The sequence below is a fragment of the Mangrovicoccus sp. HB161399 genome (assembly GCF_013184745.1).
Classification (GTDB): Bacteria; Pseudomonadota; Alphaproteobacteria; order Rhodobacterales; family Rhodobacteraceae; genus Mangrovicoccus.
This window is the reverse complement of record NZ_JAATVU010000058.1, coordinates 17,181-36,102: the sequence shown is the minus strand read 5'-3', so window position 1 is coordinate 36,102 and position 18,922 is coordinate 17,181. Positions and strand designations below refer to the sequence as shown.

18 protein-coding genes are annotated in these 18,922 nt (G+C 67.9%); 5 read left to right on the top strand and 13 right to left on the bottom strand.

Going from position 1 to position 18,922, the window contains the following annotated elements; genetic code table 11:
• Positions 1–92: 92 nt before the first annotated feature.
• Positions 93–2,750, top strand: coding sequence for a nitrate reductase (locus HCC78_RS24035; RefSeq protein ID WP_253949334.1), 2,658 nt, complete (start codon positions 93–95; stop codon positions 2,748–2,750).
• Entirely contained in the window at positions 2,747–3,727 is a 981-nt protein-coding gene (locus HCC78_RS24030; protein WP_172331319.1) for a glycosyl transferase family protein, read from the top strand. The genes HCC78_RS24035 and HCC78_RS24030 overlap by 4 nt, the downstream gene beginning before the upstream one ends.
• A 51-nt stretch (positions 3,728–3,778) precedes the next feature.
• Here the strand turns inward: HCC78_RS24030 and HCC78_RS24025 are convergent, their stop codons facing one another.
• From HCC78_RS24025 to HCC78_RS24000, 6 genes are all read right to left on the bottom strand, one after another.
• Complete coding sequence (locus HCC78_RS24025) at positions 3,779–4,579, bottom strand: PHB depolymerase family esterase (protein ID WP_172331318.1); 801 nt, start codon at positions 4,577–4,579, stop codon at positions 3,779–3,781.
• 3 nt (positions 4,580–4,582) lie between these two features.
• Positions 4,583–5,062, bottom strand: coding sequence for a rhodanese-like domain-containing protein (locus HCC78_RS24020; RefSeq protein ID WP_172331317.1), 480 nt, complete (start codon positions 5,060–5,062; stop codon positions 4,583–4,585).
• 62 nt (positions 5,063–5,124) lie between these two features.
• Positions 5,125–5,655 (bottom strand): YHS domain-containing (seleno)protein, encoded by a 531-nt coding sequence (locus tag HCC78_RS24015; protein ID WP_172331316.1) that lies wholly within the window; start codon positions 5,653–5,655, stop codon positions 5,125–5,127.
• 253 nt (positions 5,656–5,908) lie between these two features.
• On the bottom strand, positions 5,909–6,880 hold the full coding sequence (locus HCC78_RS24010) for a LysR family transcriptional regulator (RefSeq protein ID WP_172331315.1): 972 nt from the start codon (positions 6,878–6,880) through the stop codon (positions 5,909–5,911).
• Between the two features lie 25 nt (positions 6,881–6,905).
• The gene (gene phaR, locus HCC78_RS24005) at positions 6,906–7,469 is read right to left on the bottom strand and encodes a polyhydroxyalkanoate synthesis repressor PhaR (protein WP_172331314.1); all 564 of its coding nucleotides are present in this window, start codon (positions 7,467–7,469) and stop codon (positions 6,906–6,908) included.
• Positions 7,470–7,622: 153 nt separating this feature from the next.
• Positions 7,623–8,069, bottom strand: a complete 447-nt coding sequence (locus tag HCC78_RS24000) for a phasin family protein (RefSeq protein WP_172331313.1) — start codon at positions 8,067–8,069, stop codon at positions 7,623–7,625.
• Between the two features lie 119 nt (positions 8,070–8,188).
• Between HCC78_RS24000 and HCC78_RS23995 the strand changes: the two genes are divergently transcribed.
• Positions 8,189–8,374, top strand: a complete 186-nt coding sequence (locus HCC78_RS23995) for a hypothetical protein (RefSeq protein WP_172331312.1) — start codon at positions 8,189–8,191, stop codon at positions 8,372–8,374.
• A 59-nt stretch (positions 8,375–8,433) separates the two neighbouring features.
• On the opposite strand, the gene phaC is transcribed toward HCC78_RS23995, so the two are convergent.
• Positions 8,434–10,233: a class I poly(R)-hydroxyalkanoic acid synthase gene (gene phaC, locus HCC78_RS23990; RefSeq protein WP_172331311.1), complete on the bottom strand. Its 1,800-nt coding sequence runs from the start codon at positions 10,231–10,233 to the stop codon at positions 8,434–8,436.
• 123 nt (positions 10,234–10,356) lie between these two features.
• On the opposite strand from phaC, the gene phaZ reads away from it, so the two are divergent.
• Positions 10,357–11,628, top strand: coding sequence for a polyhydroxyalkanoate depolymerase (gene phaZ, locus HCC78_RS23985; RefSeq protein ID WP_172331310.1), 1,272 nt, complete (start codon positions 10,357–10,359; stop codon positions 11,626–11,628).
• Between the two features lie 638 nt (positions 11,629–12,266).
• Here phaZ and HCC78_RS23980 read toward each other — a convergent pair.
• The 6 genes from HCC78_RS23980 to mtgA form a co-directional block, all read right to left on the bottom strand.
• Positions 12,267–13,226, bottom strand: a complete 960-nt coding sequence (locus HCC78_RS23980; protein WP_172331309.1) for an ester cyclase — start codon at positions 13,224–13,226, stop codon at positions 12,267–12,269.
• Positions 13,227–13,332: 106 nt separating this feature from the next.
• Positions 13,333–14,334 (bottom strand): ester cyclase, encoded by a 1,002-nt coding sequence (locus HCC78_RS23975; RefSeq protein ID WP_172331308.1) that lies wholly within the window; start codon positions 14,332–14,334, stop codon positions 13,333–13,335.
• A gap of 93 nt (positions 14,335–14,427) precedes the next feature.
• Positions 14,428–15,480, bottom strand: a complete 1,053-nt coding sequence (gene queG / locus HCC78_RS23970) for a tRNA epoxyqueuosine(34) reductase QueG (protein ID WP_172331307.1) — start codon at positions 15,478–15,480, stop codon at positions 14,428–14,430.
• A 31-nt stretch (positions 15,481–15,511) separates the two neighbouring features.
• Positions 15,512–16,177: a glutathione S-transferase family protein gene (locus tag HCC78_RS23965; RefSeq protein WP_172331306.1), complete on the bottom strand. Its 666-nt coding sequence runs from the start codon at positions 16,175–16,177 to the stop codon at positions 15,512–15,514.
• 102 nt (positions 16,178–16,279) lie between these two features.
• Positions 16,280–17,593: a hypothetical protein gene (locus HCC78_RS23960; RefSeq protein ID WP_172331305.1), complete on the bottom strand. Its 1,314-nt coding sequence runs from the start codon at positions 17,591–17,593 to the stop codon at positions 16,280–16,282.
• 125 nt (positions 17,594–17,718) lie between these two features.
• Positions 17,719–18,438 carry a monofunctional biosynthetic peptidoglycan transglycosylase gene (mtgA, locus tag HCC78_RS23955; protein WP_172331322.1) on the bottom strand — a complete coding sequence of 240 codons (720 nt, stop codon included), beginning with the start codon at positions 18,436–18,438 and terminating at the stop codon, positions 17,719–17,721.
• A 207-nt stretch (positions 18,439–18,645) separates the two neighbouring features.
• Here mtgA and HCC78_RS23950 point away from each other — a divergent pair, with 207 nt between their 5' ends.
• Entirely contained in the window at positions 18,646–18,873 is a 228-nt protein-coding gene (locus tag HCC78_RS23950) for a hypothetical protein (RefSeq protein WP_172331304.1), read from the top strand.
• Positions 18,874–18,922: the final 49 nt, after the last annotated feature.

Here is an 18,922-nt window from a genome sequence, read left to right as displayed (position 1 = left end):
GACACCGAGGTCGTCCGCACCTACCCGGTCAGGATCGAGGACGGACGCCTCATGCTCGACACAAAAGCAATAGCCGCCAGGAGCGCCGCCTGATGACTGCCGCCGATGCCGCGATGGACCCGAAACCGGGCTGCTTCCGCACCACATGCCCCTATTGCGGCACCGGCTGCGGCGTGCTGGTCACGCCCGACGGAACCGGCGGGCTCGCCGTCAAGGGCGACCCCGACCACCCCGCCAACCGCGGCAAGCTCTGCTCCAAGGGCTCCGCGCTCGGCGAGACGCTGGCGCTGGAAGGCCGCACGACCGTCCCGATGATCGGCGGCGCCCGCGCCGGCTGGGACGAGGCGGCCGCGCTGATCGCCGGGAAATTCCGCAGCGCCATCGAGGAGCACGGGCCGGACAGCGTCGCCTTCTACGTCTCGGGCCAGCTGCTGACCGAGGATTACTACGTCGCCAACAAGCTGATGAAGGGCTTCATCGGCTCCGGCAACATCGACACCAACTCGCGGCTCTGCATGGCCTCCTCGGTCGCGGGGCACAAGCGCGCCTTCGGGACCGATACGGTGCCGGGCCAGTACGAGGACCTCGAAGAGGCCGACCTGATCGTTCTTGTCGGCTCCAACCTCGCCTGGTGCCACCCGGTGCTCTACCAGCGGATCCTCGCGGCGAAATCTGCGCGGCCCGAGCTGAAGATCGTCAACATCGACCCGAGGCGCACCGCAAGCTCGGACATGGCGGACATGCACCTGGCGGTCGCGCCGGGCTCGGACGTGGCGCTGTTCAACGGGCTGCTGGCGCGGATCGCGGCGCAGGGCGCGGTGGATTCCGCCTATGTCGCCGAGCATGTCTCGGGTTTCGAGGAGGCGCTGGACGCCGCCAGCACCGAGGATACGGAAATCACCGGCCTCTCGCGGCAGGAGCTGCGCGCCTTCTACGACCTGTGGATCCGCACCGAGAAGGTGGTGACGATCTATTCGCAGGGGGTGAACCAGTCGACATCGGGCGCCGACAAGGTCAATTCGATCCTGAACTGCCACCTGGCGACCGGGCGGATCGGCAAGCCCGGCATGGGGCCGTTCTCGGTCACCGGCCAGCCCAATGCAATGGGCGGGCGCGAGGTCGGCGGGCTGGCCAACATGCTGGCCTGCCATCTCGACATCGAGGACGCGGCGCACCGCCTGGCGGTGAAGGAATTCTGGGACGCCCCCGCCATCGCCGCAAAGGCCGGGCTGAAGGCCGTGGACATGTTCCGCGCCGTCGGCGACGGGCGGATCAAGGCGCTCTGGATCATGTGCACCAACCCGGTGGTGTCGATGCCCGAGGCCGATGCCGTGGCGGCGGCCATCGCGGCCTGCCCCTTCGTCGTGGTCTCCGACATGTTCGCCGACACCGACACGGCCAAGCTGGCCGATGTCTTCCTGCCCGCCACCGGCTGGGGCGAGAAGACCGGCACCGTCACCAATTCCGAGCGCTGCATCTCGCGCCAGCGCGCCGTCCTGCCCGCCCCCGGCGAGGCGCGCCATGACTGGCAGGCGGTCTGCGCGGTCGCGGAGAAGATGGGCTGGGGCAAGGCCTTCGACTACGGCTCCCCGGCCGAGATCTTCCGCGAATACGCCGCGCTGTCCGAGATCGCCGGCCAGCTCGGGCGGGATTTCGATATTTCCGGGCTGAAGGATGTAAGCGACGCAGAATACGACGCGCTGGCGCCGCAGGTCTGGCCGGTGGCAAAGGGCCGCCGGGGCGGCCGTTTCTTCGCCGAGGGCGGGTTCTTCACCCCGGACGGGCGCGGACGGATGCTGCCGCTGGCGGCGAAGGAGCCGGCCTCGCGCACGTCGCTGGCTTTCCCGCTGCGGTTCAACACCGGGCGGGTGCGCGACCACTGGCACACCATGACCCGCACCGGCATGTCGCAGCGGCTTAGCCAGCATATCGCCGAGCCCTTCCTGGAGATGAACCCGGCCGATGCCGAGGCGCGGGGGCTGGCCGCCGCCGACCTGGTGGAGGTCGCCAGCGCCCATGGCCGCGCGGTGCTGCGGCTGGTCGTCACCGACCGCACGGCGCCGGGATCGGTCTTCGCGCCGATGCACTGGACCGGGCAGTTCTCGTCCGGCGGCCGCGTCGACACGCTGGTCGCCGCCAATACCGACCCGGTTTCGGGCCAGCCGGAAAGCAAGGCCAGCCCGGTCCAGGTCGCCGCGCTCCGGCCCGCCTGGTACGGCTTCGCCGTCTCGCTGGCCGATCCGCGTCCCGCGACCGCCTACTGGGCCAAGGCGCGCAGCGGCCAGGGCTGGCGGACCGAGCTGGCCGATCACGTGGCGCCCGGCGACTGGGAGGCCTATGCCCGAGAGCTGTTCGGCCTGGCGGAGACCGAGGCGGTGACCGTCACGGACCCCGCCCGCGGCATCGCCAGGGTCGCGCTGATGGCGGAAGGCCGCGTGGTCGCCGCGCTCTTCGCGGCGCCCGAGCCGGTGCAGGCGGCGCGCAGCCACCTGGTCAACCAGCTCGGCAGCGACATCCCGGCGCTGGTCCTGGCCGGCCGGCCCGGCGAGGACCAGCCCGACCAGGGGGCGATCGTCTGCTCGTGTTTCTCGGTCGGCGTCAACACGATCATCGCCGCCATCGAAAAGGGCAACCTGGCGGATGTCGACGCGATCGGGGCGGCCTGCCGGGCGGGCACCAATTGCGGATCCTGCAAGGCGGAACTACGTGCTATCCTGACAAGCACACGCCAGCAGGAGGCTGCCCAGTGACCCTTGCCCCCCTCGTCCGCGCGCTCGGGCGCGGACCCGGACGTTCGCGCAACCTCGACCGCAAGGAAGCCCGCGAGGCGATGGCCGCGATCCTCGACGGATCTGCCGCGCCCGAAGCGGTCGGCGCGCTCCTGATGCTGATGCGCTACCGCGGCGAGACCGGCGAGGAGATCGCGGGTTTCGTCGACGCGATGCGGGCGCGGCTGGCGCCATGGGCGGAGCTGCCCGCCACACTCGACTGGCCGAGCTATGCCTCGGGCCGCTCGCGCGGGCTGCCGCTGTTCCTGCTGGCTGCGCGGCTGGTGGCGATGGCCGGGCAGAAGGTGCTGATCCATGGCTGGAACAGCCACCAGAACCCCAATGCCGATGTCCGCGCCCATCTGGGCGAGGCCGGGATCGCGGCGGCCACCACGCTGGACGGCGCGCGCATGGCGCTGGAGGCCAACGGCATCGCCTATGTCCCGCTGGAGGCGATGGATGCGGAGCTGCTGCGCGTGGTCCGGCTGCGCGACGAACTGGGGCTGCGCTCGCCGGTCAACACGGCGCTGCGCGCGATGAACCCGGGCGCAGCCCCGGCCTGCGTGCAGGGCGTGTTCCACCCGCCCTATCGCGGGCTGCAGCAGGATGCGGCGGCACTGCTGGGCGAGAAGGACCTGATGGTGATCAAGGGCGGCGGCGGCGAGTTCGAGCGCCACCCCGCCAAGCAGATCCTGGTCTACGGGCTGGAAGCGGGAGCGGTCCACGAGCAGACGGTCGACCCGCTGATCGAAGAGACCCGCCGCCTGGCCGATGCCGATCCGCAGAAGGGCGACCTGGGACGGCTCTGGACCGGCGAGCGCGCCGATCCGTTTGCCGAGGCGACGGTGACCGGCACTGCGGCGCTGGCGCTGCTGGCCGCGGGCGGGGCCGCGACCCTGGCAGGCGCCCAGGCGCGGATGGACGCGCTCTGGGCCGACCGGCTGGTCCCGGCGGAATAGCCCCCTCACCCCGGCCCTCTCCCCCTCGGGGAGAGGGAGGGCGCCCAGGCGTCAGGGCAATGCCTCGAACCAGTCCAGCACCATGCCGACCCAGCCTTCGGGCACCATGTGGCCGCCCGGAAAGAGCGCGAATTCCAGCGATGATCCGGGCGTGCAGCCTGTCCAGCTCCGCCGCCAGAACGGCCCCTCGGCAGAGGCCGCATCCGGACGCATCGAGGTGCAGCCATTCGCCTGCCGCCAGATCTCCAGTCCCGCGAAGATGTCGCCCTGTGCCAGCGTGCCGTTGCGCAGGAACCGGCCCTCCAGCGGCACCGTCATGTCGGTCCAGCCATGGGCATGGAAGAGCCGCACCGGTCCGGCGCAGGCCTCCGGCATCGGCCGCCAGAACCCGCCCGAGACCGGCGCGAAGGCGCGGACGATCTGCGGCCGGGCGCAGGCGACGTAGCTGGTCATGAAGCCCCCCGCCGAGAACCCCGCCATGAGGATATTGTCCCGCGGCAGGCCGTGGCGGCTGTCCAGGAGATCGAAGAGCTCGGCGAAATAGGCCGGCTCGTCGCGGCCGCCGCCGCGGAAGGCCCAGGCATTTCCCATCCCCCCGCCCCGCGGCATGCCCTCTGGCGCGGCCAGCGCATAGCCGCGGGCGAGCACGGCACGCACCATCGCGCCATTGGCCATGGTCCCTTCCGCGCTTCCTCCATGGCCATGGAGGAAGACAACCGTGCCCTTTGCCGTGCCGTCGGGAAGGCGGATCAGGTAGCGGCCGGTCGAGGTTTCGCAGGGCGCCTCCGCCGTGCCGCAGGCGAGCGCCGGAAGCGGCAGGCAGAGCGCGAGGAGCAAGAGCAGCGCGCGCAAGGGCTACTCCCCGCCCCAGGCACCGAGCGGCAGGCCGCGGGCGATCCAGCCGGGACCCGCGCGGGAGCCTTCCATGCCTTCGGGCACGTCATGCACCGCAGAGAAGCCCGCGCGCGCAAGCCTCTCCGCCTCGCGGCGGGAGCGCACCCCGGCCGCGCAGATCAGCGCGACGGGGCGCGTCCTGTCGCCTCCGGCCAGCGCCTCCAGCGCCGCGGCGAAATCCGGGCGGCGCAGGTCGAGCGGGTGGGCGCCTTCGGCGATGCCCGTGCGCTGCCATTCATCGGGGCGGCGGATGTCGACCAGCAGCAGTTCCCCGGCGCGCACGGCCTGCTGCGCCTCCTCCGGGGTCAGCAGCCTGCCCTCGGATGCGGGCGCCGGAACGTGATGGCGCACCAGGGCAGCGGCCCCCCCGGCACAGGCGGCGGCGCCGCAGGCGATCAGCCAGCGGCGGGTCAGAGGTCGGGAGGCGGTCATGGCCGTCATTGCGGGCGGTCTCCTCTCGGCGGCGGGACCTGCAGCCCCGGGACGGATCATAGCAGCGCGGTTCAGTCTGTCAGCGGCGCGGTGGACTCAAATCGAGGGATCGGATCGGCGGAGGCGGCATCCGGTTCCAGCGCAGGCCATTCGCCGGCCGCCTCTTCCAGGTAGCCCGGCACGTCGCGCTCCCAATTGCGGGCAATGCGGCTGGTGATGTTGAGATAGAGCTTGCCGCCGTCGATCCGCCAGAGTTCCGGATTGCCCGGCACTTTTCCGCCCTTGGCCACGCCATAGGCGCAGTGGCCGTCGAATTGGGGCGCGTAGCGCTCCGGATCGGCGAGGAAGCGGTCGCGGTTGGCTTCGCTGGAAAAGGCGAAGACAGCGCCGTTATGCTCGGCGGTGATGCCGGCGCGCCCCTTGACCGGCGCGGGCTGGGACTGGCCGAGCGGCGCCTGGGCGAGGTCGAAATAGGCGACCACGTCATAGCCGGAGACGGCAAAGCCGGTGCCGTCGACATATTGCGGGCCCGCGCTGGCGGCCGAAAGCGCCGATGCGGCGGCGATGGCGGCAGCGGCCAGGCGGAGGGTGAAACGGTGCATGGCGGGCCTCCCTGTGCCTCTGTGCAGCTCGTTCCAGCCTAGTCCGAACGCCCCGTCCGCGCAGCCGCCCCCGCGGAGCAGTGAGGGGATGTGTGCGCAGCGGCCGGAATGTTTCAATCCGCGGCCGCTGCCCCCGCCCTGGAAAGTCCCGCCGGATCAGACCCTTGTCAGCTGCGTCCTGCCGGATGCGGGACACAGCGCGCCCGCGGCAGCAGCCCGGCGCAACGGAAAGATTGCAGCCCCGGACGGCGACTCAGCGCTCCTCGCCCGGGCCGCTCAGCCGCAGGAGCGGCGCGAGCCAGGGGTCGCGGGCGACGGCCGGGGCGATGACGAGGCTGCCGATGATCCGGCGCAGCCTGTGCGCCGTGCGGCCCGGCACCTCGCCGAGCAGGCCGCGCCGCGCGGTCAGGGCGATGCTGCGCGACAGCGGCGGCACCGGCAGCGGCGACATCGACACGCGGTCGAGGAAGCGGTGCGCGCGCAGCACGCCCAGCGGCGTGGCAATCGTCCAGCCGGCCCCCTCGGAGACCAGCGCCATGATCGCATGGTAGCTGTCGAGCTCGAAGCGGTGCTCCAGCTGCAGGTTGTGGCGCGCCAGATGGGCGGCAATGGCCCGGCCCATGTGGTGGCGCTGGGTGTAGTGGATGAAGGGCAGATCGGCGAGCTTGGCCGGATCGGCCTCCCGCCCGGCGGGCGTCACCGCGACGAAGGGCTCGTCAAGCAGCGGATGGACCTCCATCCAGGGCTCCGTCCCGCCCATCTCGGCCGCCACGATCATGTCGAGCGAGCGTGCCGAAAGCTGCGCGGTCAGGGCATGGCTGGCGCCGGTCTCCAGCAGGAAGCGGCAGCTGCCGAGTTCGCCGGCCAGCTCGGAAAGGAAGCGCGGCGTCACGTCGGCATCGAAATCCTCGATCATGCCGAGGCGCAGGTTGGACAGGTGGCTGAGATCCCGTGTGGCCAGCTCGGCCCGCGCCAGCGCCGCCTCGCCGAGGATGTTCAGCGCGCGGCGGCGGAAGATCGCGCCCGCGGGCGTCAGCCGGAAGGGCCGCGCGGCGCGGTCCACGAGTTGCGTGGCAAGGGATGATTCGAGGTTGGCCAGCTGCTGGCTGACCGCCGAGGGACTGGCCTCCAGCCGCCGCGCCGCGCCGGAGATGCTGCCCTCTTCGGCGATGGCGGCAAAGACCTCCACCGCCCAGAGCGTGATTCGTCCCGCTGGTTCTCCCATGGTCCGGCTGCGGGACGGTCCTGGGTCAGTCCGGCTCGTTGAGCTTGGACAGCTTGGCCTGCAGATCGGCCAGCTGGCGCTTTATGTCGGCCAGTTCGGTCTCGCTCTGTGCGGGCTTCTCCTCGCTTGCCGGTCCGGAGGAGGCGCCGGGCCAGCCCGGAATCATCGAGGAGAGGAAGGCCTGCTGCTGCCGCTTCATCGCCTCGAGGCCGGAAATGGGCATCATCGGGTTGGGCATGGAGGTGATGTTCTGCATCATCTTCGACTGGCCCTCGCGCAGCATGTCGAAGCTCATCGCCAGGAATTGCGGCACGACGCTCTGGGCCGAAGTCGTGTAGCTGCGCACCAGATCGGTCAGGACCGCGATCGGCAGGACATTCTCGCCGCGGCCCTCGTGCTCGGCGATGATCTGCAGGAGGTACTGCCGGGTCAGGTCGTCGCCGCTCTTGAGATCGACCACCTTCACCTCGCGGCCTTCCCGGATGAAGCCTGCGATATCCTCGAGGGTCACGTAATCGCTGGTTTCGGTGTTGTAGAGTCGGCGGCTGGCATATCGCTTTATCAGCAGCGGCTGGTCTTTGTCGGCCACTCGGAGCCCTCCCTTCAAGTGCTGCGTTGCAGAGTAGGGGAGCGGAATCAAAAAGAAAAGGGCGAGCTTGCGCCCGCCCCGCCTTGGGTCCGGATGGGAGGTCCCGGACCGTCAACACACGATGTGGAACTCGTTACGCGGATCGTGCCGCTATCAGGAAGCAGCAGCTTTCTTGGCAGCCGAGGTCACTTCGGCAGTGGCCTTCTTGACGGCTGCGGTCGCGTCCTCGGAGATGTCCTTGCCGGCGGCCAGCATCAGCTCGACGGTTTCCATCTGGACCTTCTTCGCGACTTCAGCGAAGGCGGCCATGGTCTCGGCGGTCATCTCGGCCTGGGCGGACGCGAAATCGGTCATCGCCTTGGTGTAGTCGGTCGGCTCGTCCTTGACGGTCGACAGGGCCGCGATCTTGGACAGCGTTTCCTTGGTGTACTTGGAAGAGATGTCAGCGGACTTCTCGGCTGCTTCCAGCGCGACTTTCGACATCTTCTCGCCCAGGGTGGCCTGGGTCTTGAATGCGTCCTGCATGGCTTTGGTGTCCATCGGGAACGCGCTCATCATTTCCTGCATCATCTTGGTCAGGTCGTTGGTCTTGGTAGCCATTTGCTCTCTCCTAAACTTCGGGCGGGAAGGACCCCGCCTCCTGCGCCTATCCATGTTCATATATGCTGCGGCGCAGCAAATCAAGAGAAATTCGCTGCGACGCGGCGGCGGTCAAGTCAATGGCTGATTTGCAGATTGCGCCAAAAACCCAACAAAGACAGGAAGATGCAGCAATGGTGCAGCAATTGGCGCGCAAGATTCATGCTGCGATAGCGAGGGTTTCGATCGAAAATGCTATTCTGCAGTGCAGCAAAATAGGCGGAAAGAAACTTTTTCTTTCCTTACAGGCGGTTGGCTTCCGCTAGGGCAGATCCCGCCGCGAGGGCGGGATCGGCGATTCACATGCAAAACGCGCCTTCACAGGTCACGCAGCTTCCGGTTTCCGCACCACGTAGGTGCCGGGCGCCGGCGCCAGCGATGGGTGCGACACATTGCCGACCGGCCGCGCAGGCACTTTCGCGCCGGATTTCTTGCGCAGCCATTCCTCCCACCGGAACCACCATGTGCCCTCGGTGAATTCAGCCTGCGCCTTCCACTCCTCGAAGTCCAGCTTCAGATCGGAATTCGTGTAGTGGCCGTATTTCCGCTTCGAGGGCGGGTTGACGATTCCCGCGATATGCCCCGACTGAGACAGGATGAAGGTCTTCGACCGGCTGCCGAATTTCTGGAAGCCGGAATAGCAGCCCTTGGCGATGGCGATGTGGTCGGTCTCGCAGGCGATGGAGCACACCGGCAGCTTGATGTCCGAGGGCTGGACGGTCTCGCCGCAGATGGTGAAGCCCGGGCCGCCGCTGAACTCGTTGTGCTGGCAGAGATGGCGCAGGTACTGCACCGCCATCTTCCCCGGCAGGTTGGTGCCGTCGCCGTTCCAGTAGAGCAGGTCGAAGGCCGGCGGCGTGTCGCCCAGCATGTAGCTCTTGATCGCCGGCCCGTAGACCAGGTCGTTCGAGCGCAGGAAGGAGAAGGTCTTCGTCATGAAGAACTTGTCCAGGATGCCCTGCTTGGTCACCTCGCGCTCGATCGCGTCGACGAAATCGTCGCCGAGGAAGACGCCGATCTCGCCGGGATCGGCGAAGTCGGTCAGCGTGGTGAAGAAGGTCGCGGCATTCACCGACTTGTCCTTGCGCTTCTCCATCAGAGCCAGCGTCAGCGACAGCGTGGTTCCCGCGATGCAGTAGCCGATCGCGTTGACCTTCGGCTCGCCGGTGATCGCCTTCACCTGCTCGATCGCGGTGAGGTAGCCCTCCTCGACATAGTCGTCGAGCCCGACATCGGCATAGGACCTGTCCGGGTTGATCCAGGAGACGACGAAGAGCGTGTAGCCCTGGTCGACGATCCATTTCACCAGCGAGTTCTTCGGCTTCAGGTCGAGGATGTAGAACTTGTTGATCCACGGCGGGAACAGCACGAGCGGCGTCTTGTGGACCTGCTCGGTGGTCGGCGCGTACTGGATCAGCTCGAACATCCGGTTGCGGTAGACCACCGCCCCTTCCGAGGTGGCGATGTTCTCCCCCACCGAGAAGGCGCCGCTGTCGGCAAGCGAGACCAGCACCTCGCCGTTGTTCGCCTCTATGTCGCGCACCAGGTTCTCCAGCCCCTTGACCAGCGACTCGCCCTCGGTGGTCACCGCGCGCTCCAGCGCCTCGGGATTGGTGCCGAGGAAGTTGGTCGGCGACATCATGTTGATGATCTGCTGGGTGAAGTACTCGATCTTCTTGCGGTCGACCCCGTCGAGCCCCTCGAGCCCGTTGATCGCCTGGGAGATCGCTTCCGACGTCAGCAGGTAGTTCTGCTTGAGGAAGTTGAAGTAGGGATGGCTGTCCCAGAGCGGATTCTGGAAACGCGGATCCTTCGGCGTCGGATCCGAGGGCACGCCCATCTTTCCAGTTGTCAGCAGGTGCTGCGCCTCGACGTAATGCTTGAGCATCTTGCCCCAATAGGACACCTGGTGCTCTATGATCTTGGCGGGATTGTTCATCATTTCAGACATGTAGGCGGTCATCGCCTTGACGAACACATCCCGGTCGGGCGCCTGGAGATTGGGGTCGATCGCGCGTTTGCTGGCCATCGCGCGCACCAGCCTCTGAGACAATTCCTCCATGCGCGCAATATTGTTGTTCAAACGGTCCAGGTTGGCCGCAGTATCTTTTTCGTCGGTTGTCATCTCGTCCGTTCCACCGTACGTTCCCGCGATCCCAGACTATCGGCGCCGCCCCAACGGGAAAAGCGGCGAATTGAACCGGGACGATCACACGTTCCGGCTGTTCCGTTTCGGAGAAAGTGCATCATGCGTTACATGCTGACTTACGACATGATGGAGACGGTGCGGAATGCCAGCCAATGGCTCGGCTCCACCGCGCGCTCCTTCGGCTCCTACCCGGCCACCGGCCTGGCCCCGACACCGGCCTTCAACATGATGGCCGCATGGGGCGAAGTGGTTGAAAGATCGTTCTCCCGCATGATCGCGAAACCCGACTGGGGCATCCACAGCGTCGTCGGCAAGGACGGGCGCGACCACCTGGTCAGCACCCATTCCGTGGTCGAGCGGCCGTTCGGGAACCTGGTCAAGTTCGAAGTCCAGGGCCGCCCCGACATGCCCCGGCAGATCTTGCTGGTTGCGCCAATGTCGGGCCACTATGCCACACTGCTGCGCTCCACCGTGGCATCGCTGCTGCCCGATTGCGACGTCTTCGTCACGGACTGGCACAATGCCCGGGACATTCCGGTCAGCTGCGGCAAGTTCGATGTCGAGGACTACACGCTCTATCTGGTCGATTTCATGGAGCATCTCGGGCCCGAGATCCACGTGATCGCCGTCTGCCAGCCCGCGCCGCTAACCCTGGCCGCGACCGCCTACCTGGCCGAGAAGAAGCCCGAGGCGCAGCCCGCGACGCTGACCCTGATCGGCGGTCCGATCGACCCCGATGCCGCGCCGACCGATGTCACCGATTTCGGCCGCCGCATCACCATGGGCCAGCTCGAGGAGCTCGCCATCCAGCGCGTCGGCTTCAAGTATGCCGGCGCCGGGCGGATGGTCTATCCGGGCCTGCTGCAGCTGACCTCCTTCATGTCGATGAATGCCGACCGCCATGGCGAGGCCTTCTTCAACCAGATCCTGCGCGCAGCGAAGGGCGAGGCCCGCGACAACGACCACCACAACCGCTTCTACGACGAATACCTCGCGGTGATGGACATGCCGGCCGAATTCTACCTCTCCACGGTGGAGCGGCTCTTCAAGGGGCTGGAGATCGCGCAGAACCGTTTCATGGTCGACGGCCACCAGGTCGACATCGGCAAGATCACCAATGTCGCGGTGAAGATCGTCGAGGGCGAGAAGGACGACATCTCGGCCCCGGGCCAGTGCCTGGCGGCGCTCGACCTGCTGACCGGTCTGCCCGACGGCAAGAAGTTCTCGCATCTGGAGCCCAATGCCGGCCATTACGGCATCTTCGCGGGCAAGAGCTGGCGCAACAACATCCGGCCGCTGGTGCTGGAATTCCTCGACGCCCATGGCGGCGGCCGAGACGGCACTGTGCCGCTGAAATCCGTCCGTCCCTGACGGCGGCCGCGTCCGGCGCCCTGCTGCAGCCGACATCGCCCGGCTGCAGCGTCCTGCCAGCGGCTTCCGCGCAGCTGCAGCTGGAAGCACTGGGAGTCGCCGGGTCTTTCGGACCTTGCCCGCAGTCGCGGTCGGCAGGCTCGGCCCAGTCGGATCGCGGCTCGGATCTGTGGTCGGCGCGTCCGGGACAGACGGAACTTGAATAAGGCCGATGGGCAGGGACGCTCCATGTGCCCCGCCCTTCCGCGCGGGTCTTGCCGTCAGACCTGATGAATACCTCGGCGCGCGGCGGCGCAGGCGATCCGTCCGCGAGGGTTGCCGAACCCCCAGACATGCTATCACGCTCTTGACGCCCTGCCCCAATGGCCTTGACCGCGCCCCGGCACCGCCGGTTGCCCTTCCTGTTCCTCCGCCCGCTCGTTCAGCCCGCCAGCCGGTCCCGGCGAGGACTGTCCTTTCGGGATGCTGCAGAGCGGGCCATGCCGCACGCCATCACTGCCCGGGCGAACCCCGCTGTTTCCTCCGGCAGCGCCGCTGGTGCAAGATCCGGTGGTTTGCGTGCCGGCACCCGTGAAGCCCAGATGCCTGCGGCAGGCGGTTTCCGGGCCATCCATCACATCGCGGCGCCTCGGCGCCGTTCACTCCTGCTGGCCCAGGATCTGCGCCCAGATCGAGGTTTCGTCGAAAAGCGTCCATTCGCGGCGGATGCCTTGCGGGCCGAATTCGGCATGGGTAATGCCGAGGATGTAGACCATCGCCTGGCTCGGCGCGCCGAAGCTGCCCCAGCCCGAATGCCGGCCCCAGAGCGACCAGCGCATGGCCGCGCGCGGCGGCATCTCGGGATCGGCCCGGCCCGCGACATGGTGCACGGTTAGCACCGCATCGGGAAAGGCCGCGCGCAGCGGCAGCCAGAAGCGGTCGGCATCCTGAGGTCCGTGGCCGGAGACGCCGCCCGGATAGGACAGCGCGCAGCCCGGGTCGTAGCATTGCTCCACCGCCGCGAAATCCGCGCCCATCAGCCTGTCGATCACATCGGCCAGCCGCGCGCCGGACGCGTCCTTCGGATCGGGCTGCTGCGCAGGGTCGGGCGGATCCGTTTCGGGATCGAGCGGCAATTCCAGCGGTCCCTCCTGCAGGATGGCCTCGATCCAGCCGCGCGGCGTCTGGCCCAGCTGGCGCAGGATGCCGCCGGTATCGGTGACCACCCACTCCTCTGCGATGCGGCCCTCCACCACGCGGCGGTCGGCCATGCTTCGCCAGGCGAGCGACCGTCCGCTCGCCGCGCCGAACATGCCGCTGCCCGAATGGGTCGCGCGCGATACCATGCGCTGGCTGGCAAGGATCCCCTGCCCGCCCAGGCTGCGGCAGATCACGTCCTCCGTCAGGATTTCCCGGTCGGGAAACTCGCTGGCCGTGGCCATCACCTCGCGCTGCGCCGGGATGCCGCCGATCGCCAGTCCGGCCGGGCTCTTGCGGATCACCCCGTCGCAGTAGAAATCGCGCACCGCCCCGCTGCGGCCGCGCCGGTCCCAGATTTCCTCGGTCGCGGCGCGGACCAGATCCGGCACGTCTTCCAGAAGGTCTTCGGTCCGATGCATTCTGCCCTCCCCGGGCGGCTGCGACCGGAACACGAGCCGCGGCTTCCCTGTCAACATTCCGTCCGTCTCCCGGCTCCGCGCCGATCCGGCACCGCCCGCCATGACCTCAAAGCCATTCTTTCTGCCCCGTCAGTTCCAGCATCCGCCCCAGCACGTCGACGCCGAGCTGGTGATAGACGTCCAGCAGATCGACCAGCGTCCAGGCCTCGCGGATCAAGCCGTTCTCGATCCGCCAGAAATCCAGAGACCGCATGGTCAGGGGCTTTTCCATCGGCGGAATGCCGAGCCAGCCGTCGCGGCTGAGCGTCATCTTCCAGCCCGGCCAGCCGGTATAGCCGACATAGTTCCCGTCGCCGAACATCTGCGCGGTCTTCAGGTTCTTCTCGCGGTCCGGCATCGCGTTGAGAAACGGCCGCTGGTGGCCGCGGCGCAGCCCGTCGAGATTTCGCGTCGTGCCGATCCCGGCCGGACCGTACCAGTTGCAGCGCGAATGCCAGTAGGACTCCTGCTGGACGGGCGGGCCTCCGCCTGCATCGACATTCTCCAGCTGCCGCAGCATGTCTCCGACCAGCGCCACCGACTGCCGTCCGTCGCCGGTGGGACATAGCCCGTCGAGCGTCGCGGGCGGCGGCACCGTCCATTCCCGCGCCAGCGACGGCACCAAGGGCCAGCAGCCCGCCTGCTTCATCAGGTCGACGATGTCCCAGAGCGCCTGCACCTCGACCACCCGGCCGTCCTTGAAGCGGTAGAATTCGTGGAACCGCATCGTCGCGACCTTGCCGGAGGCCGGAATCGACATCCAGGACCGCCGGAAGGTGCCGAGATAGTAGCCCGAGCAGCCGACCCAGCATTGGCCGGCCTCGCTTTCCCCCGCGATGACGATGAAGTCCCGCCGCTCCATGTCCGGAAAGCACTGCGCCAGGGGGAGGATCGCGGCCTCCAGCATGGCGCTCTGGCCGGTCAGCTTGTTGAACGGATGCGACAGGTGGACCGGCGCGCCCGGGGCGAACAGCTCCGCCGCGACATCGCGCGCGCGGCTCTTGTCGAAATCGTAGAGCGCCGCGCGGAACCGCGCGAGTGCGGCCTTGTTCTCGGCATGAATGTCCATCGTCAGCAATCCCGGTCGCAGAAAAATTCGGGACTCGCACACGTCCCCCCGCGCAGCCTGCCACCGCTTGTCCTTCGAAACGGTAAAGCCGCGCTAAGCTTGTTTTCCGTCGGCAGGCAGGCGCGCCAGCGCCCAGGCAGCGGCCTCGGCCACGTCCGGATCGGCATGCCCGGCAAGGTGGAACGCCGCCGGACGCAGCGCGGCGAGCCCGGAATTCCCGATCGCATAGGCCACGTTGCGCAGGAACCGCGCGACGCCGATCCGCTTCACCGGCGACCCGGCGAAGCGTGCCCGGAAGGCGGCATCGTCCAGCAGCGCCAGCTCGGCCAGTTCCGGCGGCTCGGGATCGGCCGCGAGATAGCGCATTTCCCGCGCCTCGGCCGCGAACTTGTTCCAGGGACACACCGCCAGGCAGTCGTCGCAGCCATAGATCCGGTTGCCCAGGCCCTCGCGCAGCGCGGGATCGACCGGCCCCTTGTGCTCGATCGTCAGATAGGACACGCAGCGCCGCGCATCGAGCTGGAACGGCGCCGGAAACGCCCCCGTCGGGCAGGCGTCGAGGCAGCGGCGGCAGGAACCGCAGCGCTCCTGCGCCGGGGCGTCGGCGGGCAGTTCCAGCGTGGTGAAGATTGCGCCGAGAAACACCCAGTTGCCGATTTCCCTGCCCAGAAGGTTGGTATGCTTGCCTTGCCAGCCCAGCCCGGCAGCGGCGGCCAGCGGCTTCTCCATCACCGGAGCCGTGTCGACGAAGACCTTGATCTCGCTGCCCGGCGCCTGTTCGATCAGCCAGCGGCCGACCCGCTTCAGCCGCTTCTTCACCAGGTCGTGGTAATCCTTTCCATGGGCATAGACGCTGATCCCGGCGCGGTCGGGGCGTTCCAGCACTTCCAGCGGATCATGTCGCGGCGCATAGCTTTCGGCCAGCATCACCACCGAGCGGCAGTCCGGCCAGAGCACGGACGGGTCGGCACGCCAATGGGTCCGCTCCGCCATCCAGCCCATCTGTCCGTGGCGGCCGTCGGCCAGGAAGGCGGCCAGGCGCTCCGGCAATTCGGGCACGGCATCGGGGCGGCAGATGCCCATGGCGGCAAAGCCCGCCGCCTCGGCCTCTTCGCGGAGCCTCGCCTTCAGCGCGGCTGCCTCCATTGCACCCTCCGTCCGGCCGGTTCAGCCCGGCTCAGAAATCCAGGTCGGCATAATGCGCGGGCGGGATGAAGCCTGCAACCTGGTCCGACAGCAGCCCTCGGAAGGCCGGCCGGCTCTTGATCTTGGCATACCAGTCCTTCACCGCGGCGCTGCGGTGCCAGTCCACGTCCGACGTGTAGTCGAGACAGCTCAGATGCGCGGCCGCGGCGAAATCGGCAAGCGTCATCACGTCGCCCGCCAGCCAGCGGCGCTGGTCCAGAAGCTGGGTCATGTAGTCGAGATGGAACTTGATTGCGGTCAGCCCCTGCTTGACCGACCGGCTGTCGGGATAGCCCGACTTGGTGATCTTCTTGTTCACCCGCTCGTAGAGGACATTGACCGTCACCTGGCGGAAGAACGTGTCGTCGAACCAGCCCACCAGGCGGCGCACCTCGGCGCGCTCCTTGGCGTTCTGCGGCATCAGCGCCGGAGTCGGATAGGTCTCTTCGAGGTATTCGCAGATCGCGCCGCTCTCGCTCAGCAGCATGCCGTCGATGCGGATCACCGGCACCTTGCCGGCGGGATTGCGGCGGAGGAAGTCCGGGTCGCGCTCCCAGTAGCGTTCCTCGACCAGATCGACCTCGAGCCGCTTCTCCGCGAGAACCAGCCGGACCTTCCGGCAGAAGGGAGACAGGGGAACATGGTAGAGCTTGATCATGAAGACGCGCCTCGGATTGCCTGCGCTCCCCTCTTGCCGCGCCTTCCGGGCGATGTCCATGGCCCGCCGCGCGATTGGCCGCGGCAGGCAGGCCCCGGCCGCTCAGGCCGCCGGAACTTCCATCAGGAAACGCTCGATCGTCTGGCCGATCACGATGTCGGGGGAGAATTCCTCCACCAGATCCCAGTCGAAGCCCGGCGACCAGACGAACTTGGTCTCGGCAAACAGCCGCGCGGTCCAGAAGGAAAGCTGCGTGGAGTTTTCCCCTGTGGCGAAGAAGGAATTGCCGAAGACCAGGACCCGGCGCGGATCCGGCGCCTGCGGCGAGCGCCAGTGCTTCATCGTGCCGAGATAGCCCTTTTCCGGCGCGGCGGAGGCGACGAGCTCCGGCGCCGGAACGGTTCCGCTGCCATCCGTCCGTGCCAGCGCATCCGCCAGATAGACGGTCTCGTCGGCCTGCTCGGGGAAGCGCCCGCCGAGATCGGATTCCAGCCGCTCCGCACGCAGCGTCCCCTCCGCCCTGAGCGGCAGCCCGGTCCGCTCCAGCAGCCGGTAGAGCCGGGTCATGGCAGCCTGCGCGCCGAAGGTCGTCAGATGGGTGTCCTTGCGCCGGAAGATCGTGTCAGGAGCCACCGAACCGCGGAAAGGGTGATACCAGTCGACGAAGACATAGCCCTCCTCGCGGACCGACATCGCCCGCGCGGCCTCCTGGTAGACCGGGCTTGGCACTGCGCCCCGGTTCGGATCGAAGGCAGAGGCGACGGAGTTCTTCTCGGGCATCAGCGCCTGGACATAGACCACGCCCGCCTCGCGCGCCTTCGCGCGGCGCGCGGCCGACAGGGCGCCCCAGGCCGCTGCCTCGGGGATGCCCTCGCGCGCCTCCTGGTAGAGCTGGTCCAGGCCGTTGCTGCCGGCATGGAGCAGCAGCATGCCGTCGCGCCCCACACGCGCCGCCTGATCGGGCGAGGCCGTGCCGAGCCGCGGCATGCCGCCCTTCAAATCCTCGGCCAAGGCTGCGCCCAGTCCCAGCTTCGCCCGCTCTCCCGGGCCGAGCCGGTCGAGCGCGATGTCGATTTCCTGCTGGCCGAGATGGCGCACCAGCGTGGTCAGCGCAACCGGCGGCCAGATCGGCATCCGAAGGTACCCGCCCGGCGCCTCCATCCGCAGCTCCGCGCCGCCGGAGAACAGCTCGGCCGGCTCGAATCCGTCGGGCATCTCGACGCGGAAACCGGCAAAGCCGACCTTCATGTGCTCCGGAAAGGGACGGTCCCAGGCCGCCGCCGCAGCCAGACGCGTGCCGTCGCGCCAAAGGCCGACCTGTTCCGGCGCCAGCCCCTTGACCCAGCCTGTCAGCGCGCGTTCCTCGATATTGTCCATCACGCCGGACATGCCGCTTGACGCCGTCACTGCATCCATTCTTCCATCCGTCCGAGTCCGTCCCCGGACCTTGCGTCACGCCCAGGTCCGGACGGAAAAAGATTAGCGGCAGAGGCTTGCCGCAGACATGCATTACCTTGCGTCACTTTTGTCCCCGGCGCGGTTCACTTTTCGAAACAGCCCGCCCGCCCGTCCCTGCGGATGGTTTCGGCGCCGTCGACAATCTGCGCGGCCCGCCGGCGCACGAAGGAACTCGGCGCATCCGCCGAGCGGTCCTTGGGATCGGGGAGAATCGCGGCCAGCCGCGCCGCCTGGACCGCGTTGAGATCCGCTGCATCCAGTCCGAAATAATGGTGCGACGCCGCCTGGATGCCGAAGATTCCGTCACCGAATTCGATGACGTTAAGGTAAATTTCAAGAAGCCGCCGCTTCGACCAGACCAGTTCGGCGGCGGGCGTCAAAAGCGCCTCGAGCGCCTTGCGCGGCCAGCTCCGGCCCTGCCAGAGAAACACGTTCTTGACCGTCTGCTGCGAGATGGTCGAGCCGCCGCGCTGCGCGCCGCCCGCGATTGCCGTCCGCAGCGCGGCGATGTCGAAGCCCCAGTGCTCGCAGTAGTTCGCGTCCTCCGCGGCGACAACGGAGCGCAGCATTACCGGGCTAATGTATTGGACCGGAACCCATTCCTTCTCGATCCCGCCCAGGCGCCGGGCCTCGGAGACCTGATAGGGGGTGATCGGGACCGGCAGCACCGCATAGGCGCCGATCATCAGCGCAACCGCCGCCAGCAGGCCCAAGAGCCCCCTGACCAGCCATCGCCGCACCGGGATCCGGAGCTCCCGCCGCGGCGTCTTCTTCGCCGTCTTCTTTGCTGCCTTGCGCCCCATGACAGGCAGAAAACATGGCACCGTACAGGGGTCAAGGCGCAGGCTGACGCGGCTGGCATGGTTAACGGCAGCTGAAGTCAGTAAAGCTCTAACGAATTTGAACGAAAGACAAACTGGACGCCGCTTCGAAGGCATTCTTTAATGAGTCAGCGCTGATTATTTGCATGTGTCGGCACAGTTGTGCCCGACCCTGAGGAGTAGGCGACCATGTATATCGCACCGGTCTCCGCGGTAAGCCCCTCCGGCGACCATGCCGCGGCATATTTCATGACGTTCGACCAGGCGGTCGACGCCTGGATCCTGCATTGGCGAGGACAGGGTCAGCAGGAAATCGCTGTCCAGCTCGGCACCAACGCATTGCGCGTGGATGCCGTCCTCAACGAGCGGCAACATGTCGGCTCCCGCCAGAAGGCGCAGCAGATCGTACATACCTGAGGCTGCACCCGCCAGCCCCGCCAGCCCGGGACCGCAGCTGTCGGCCCCG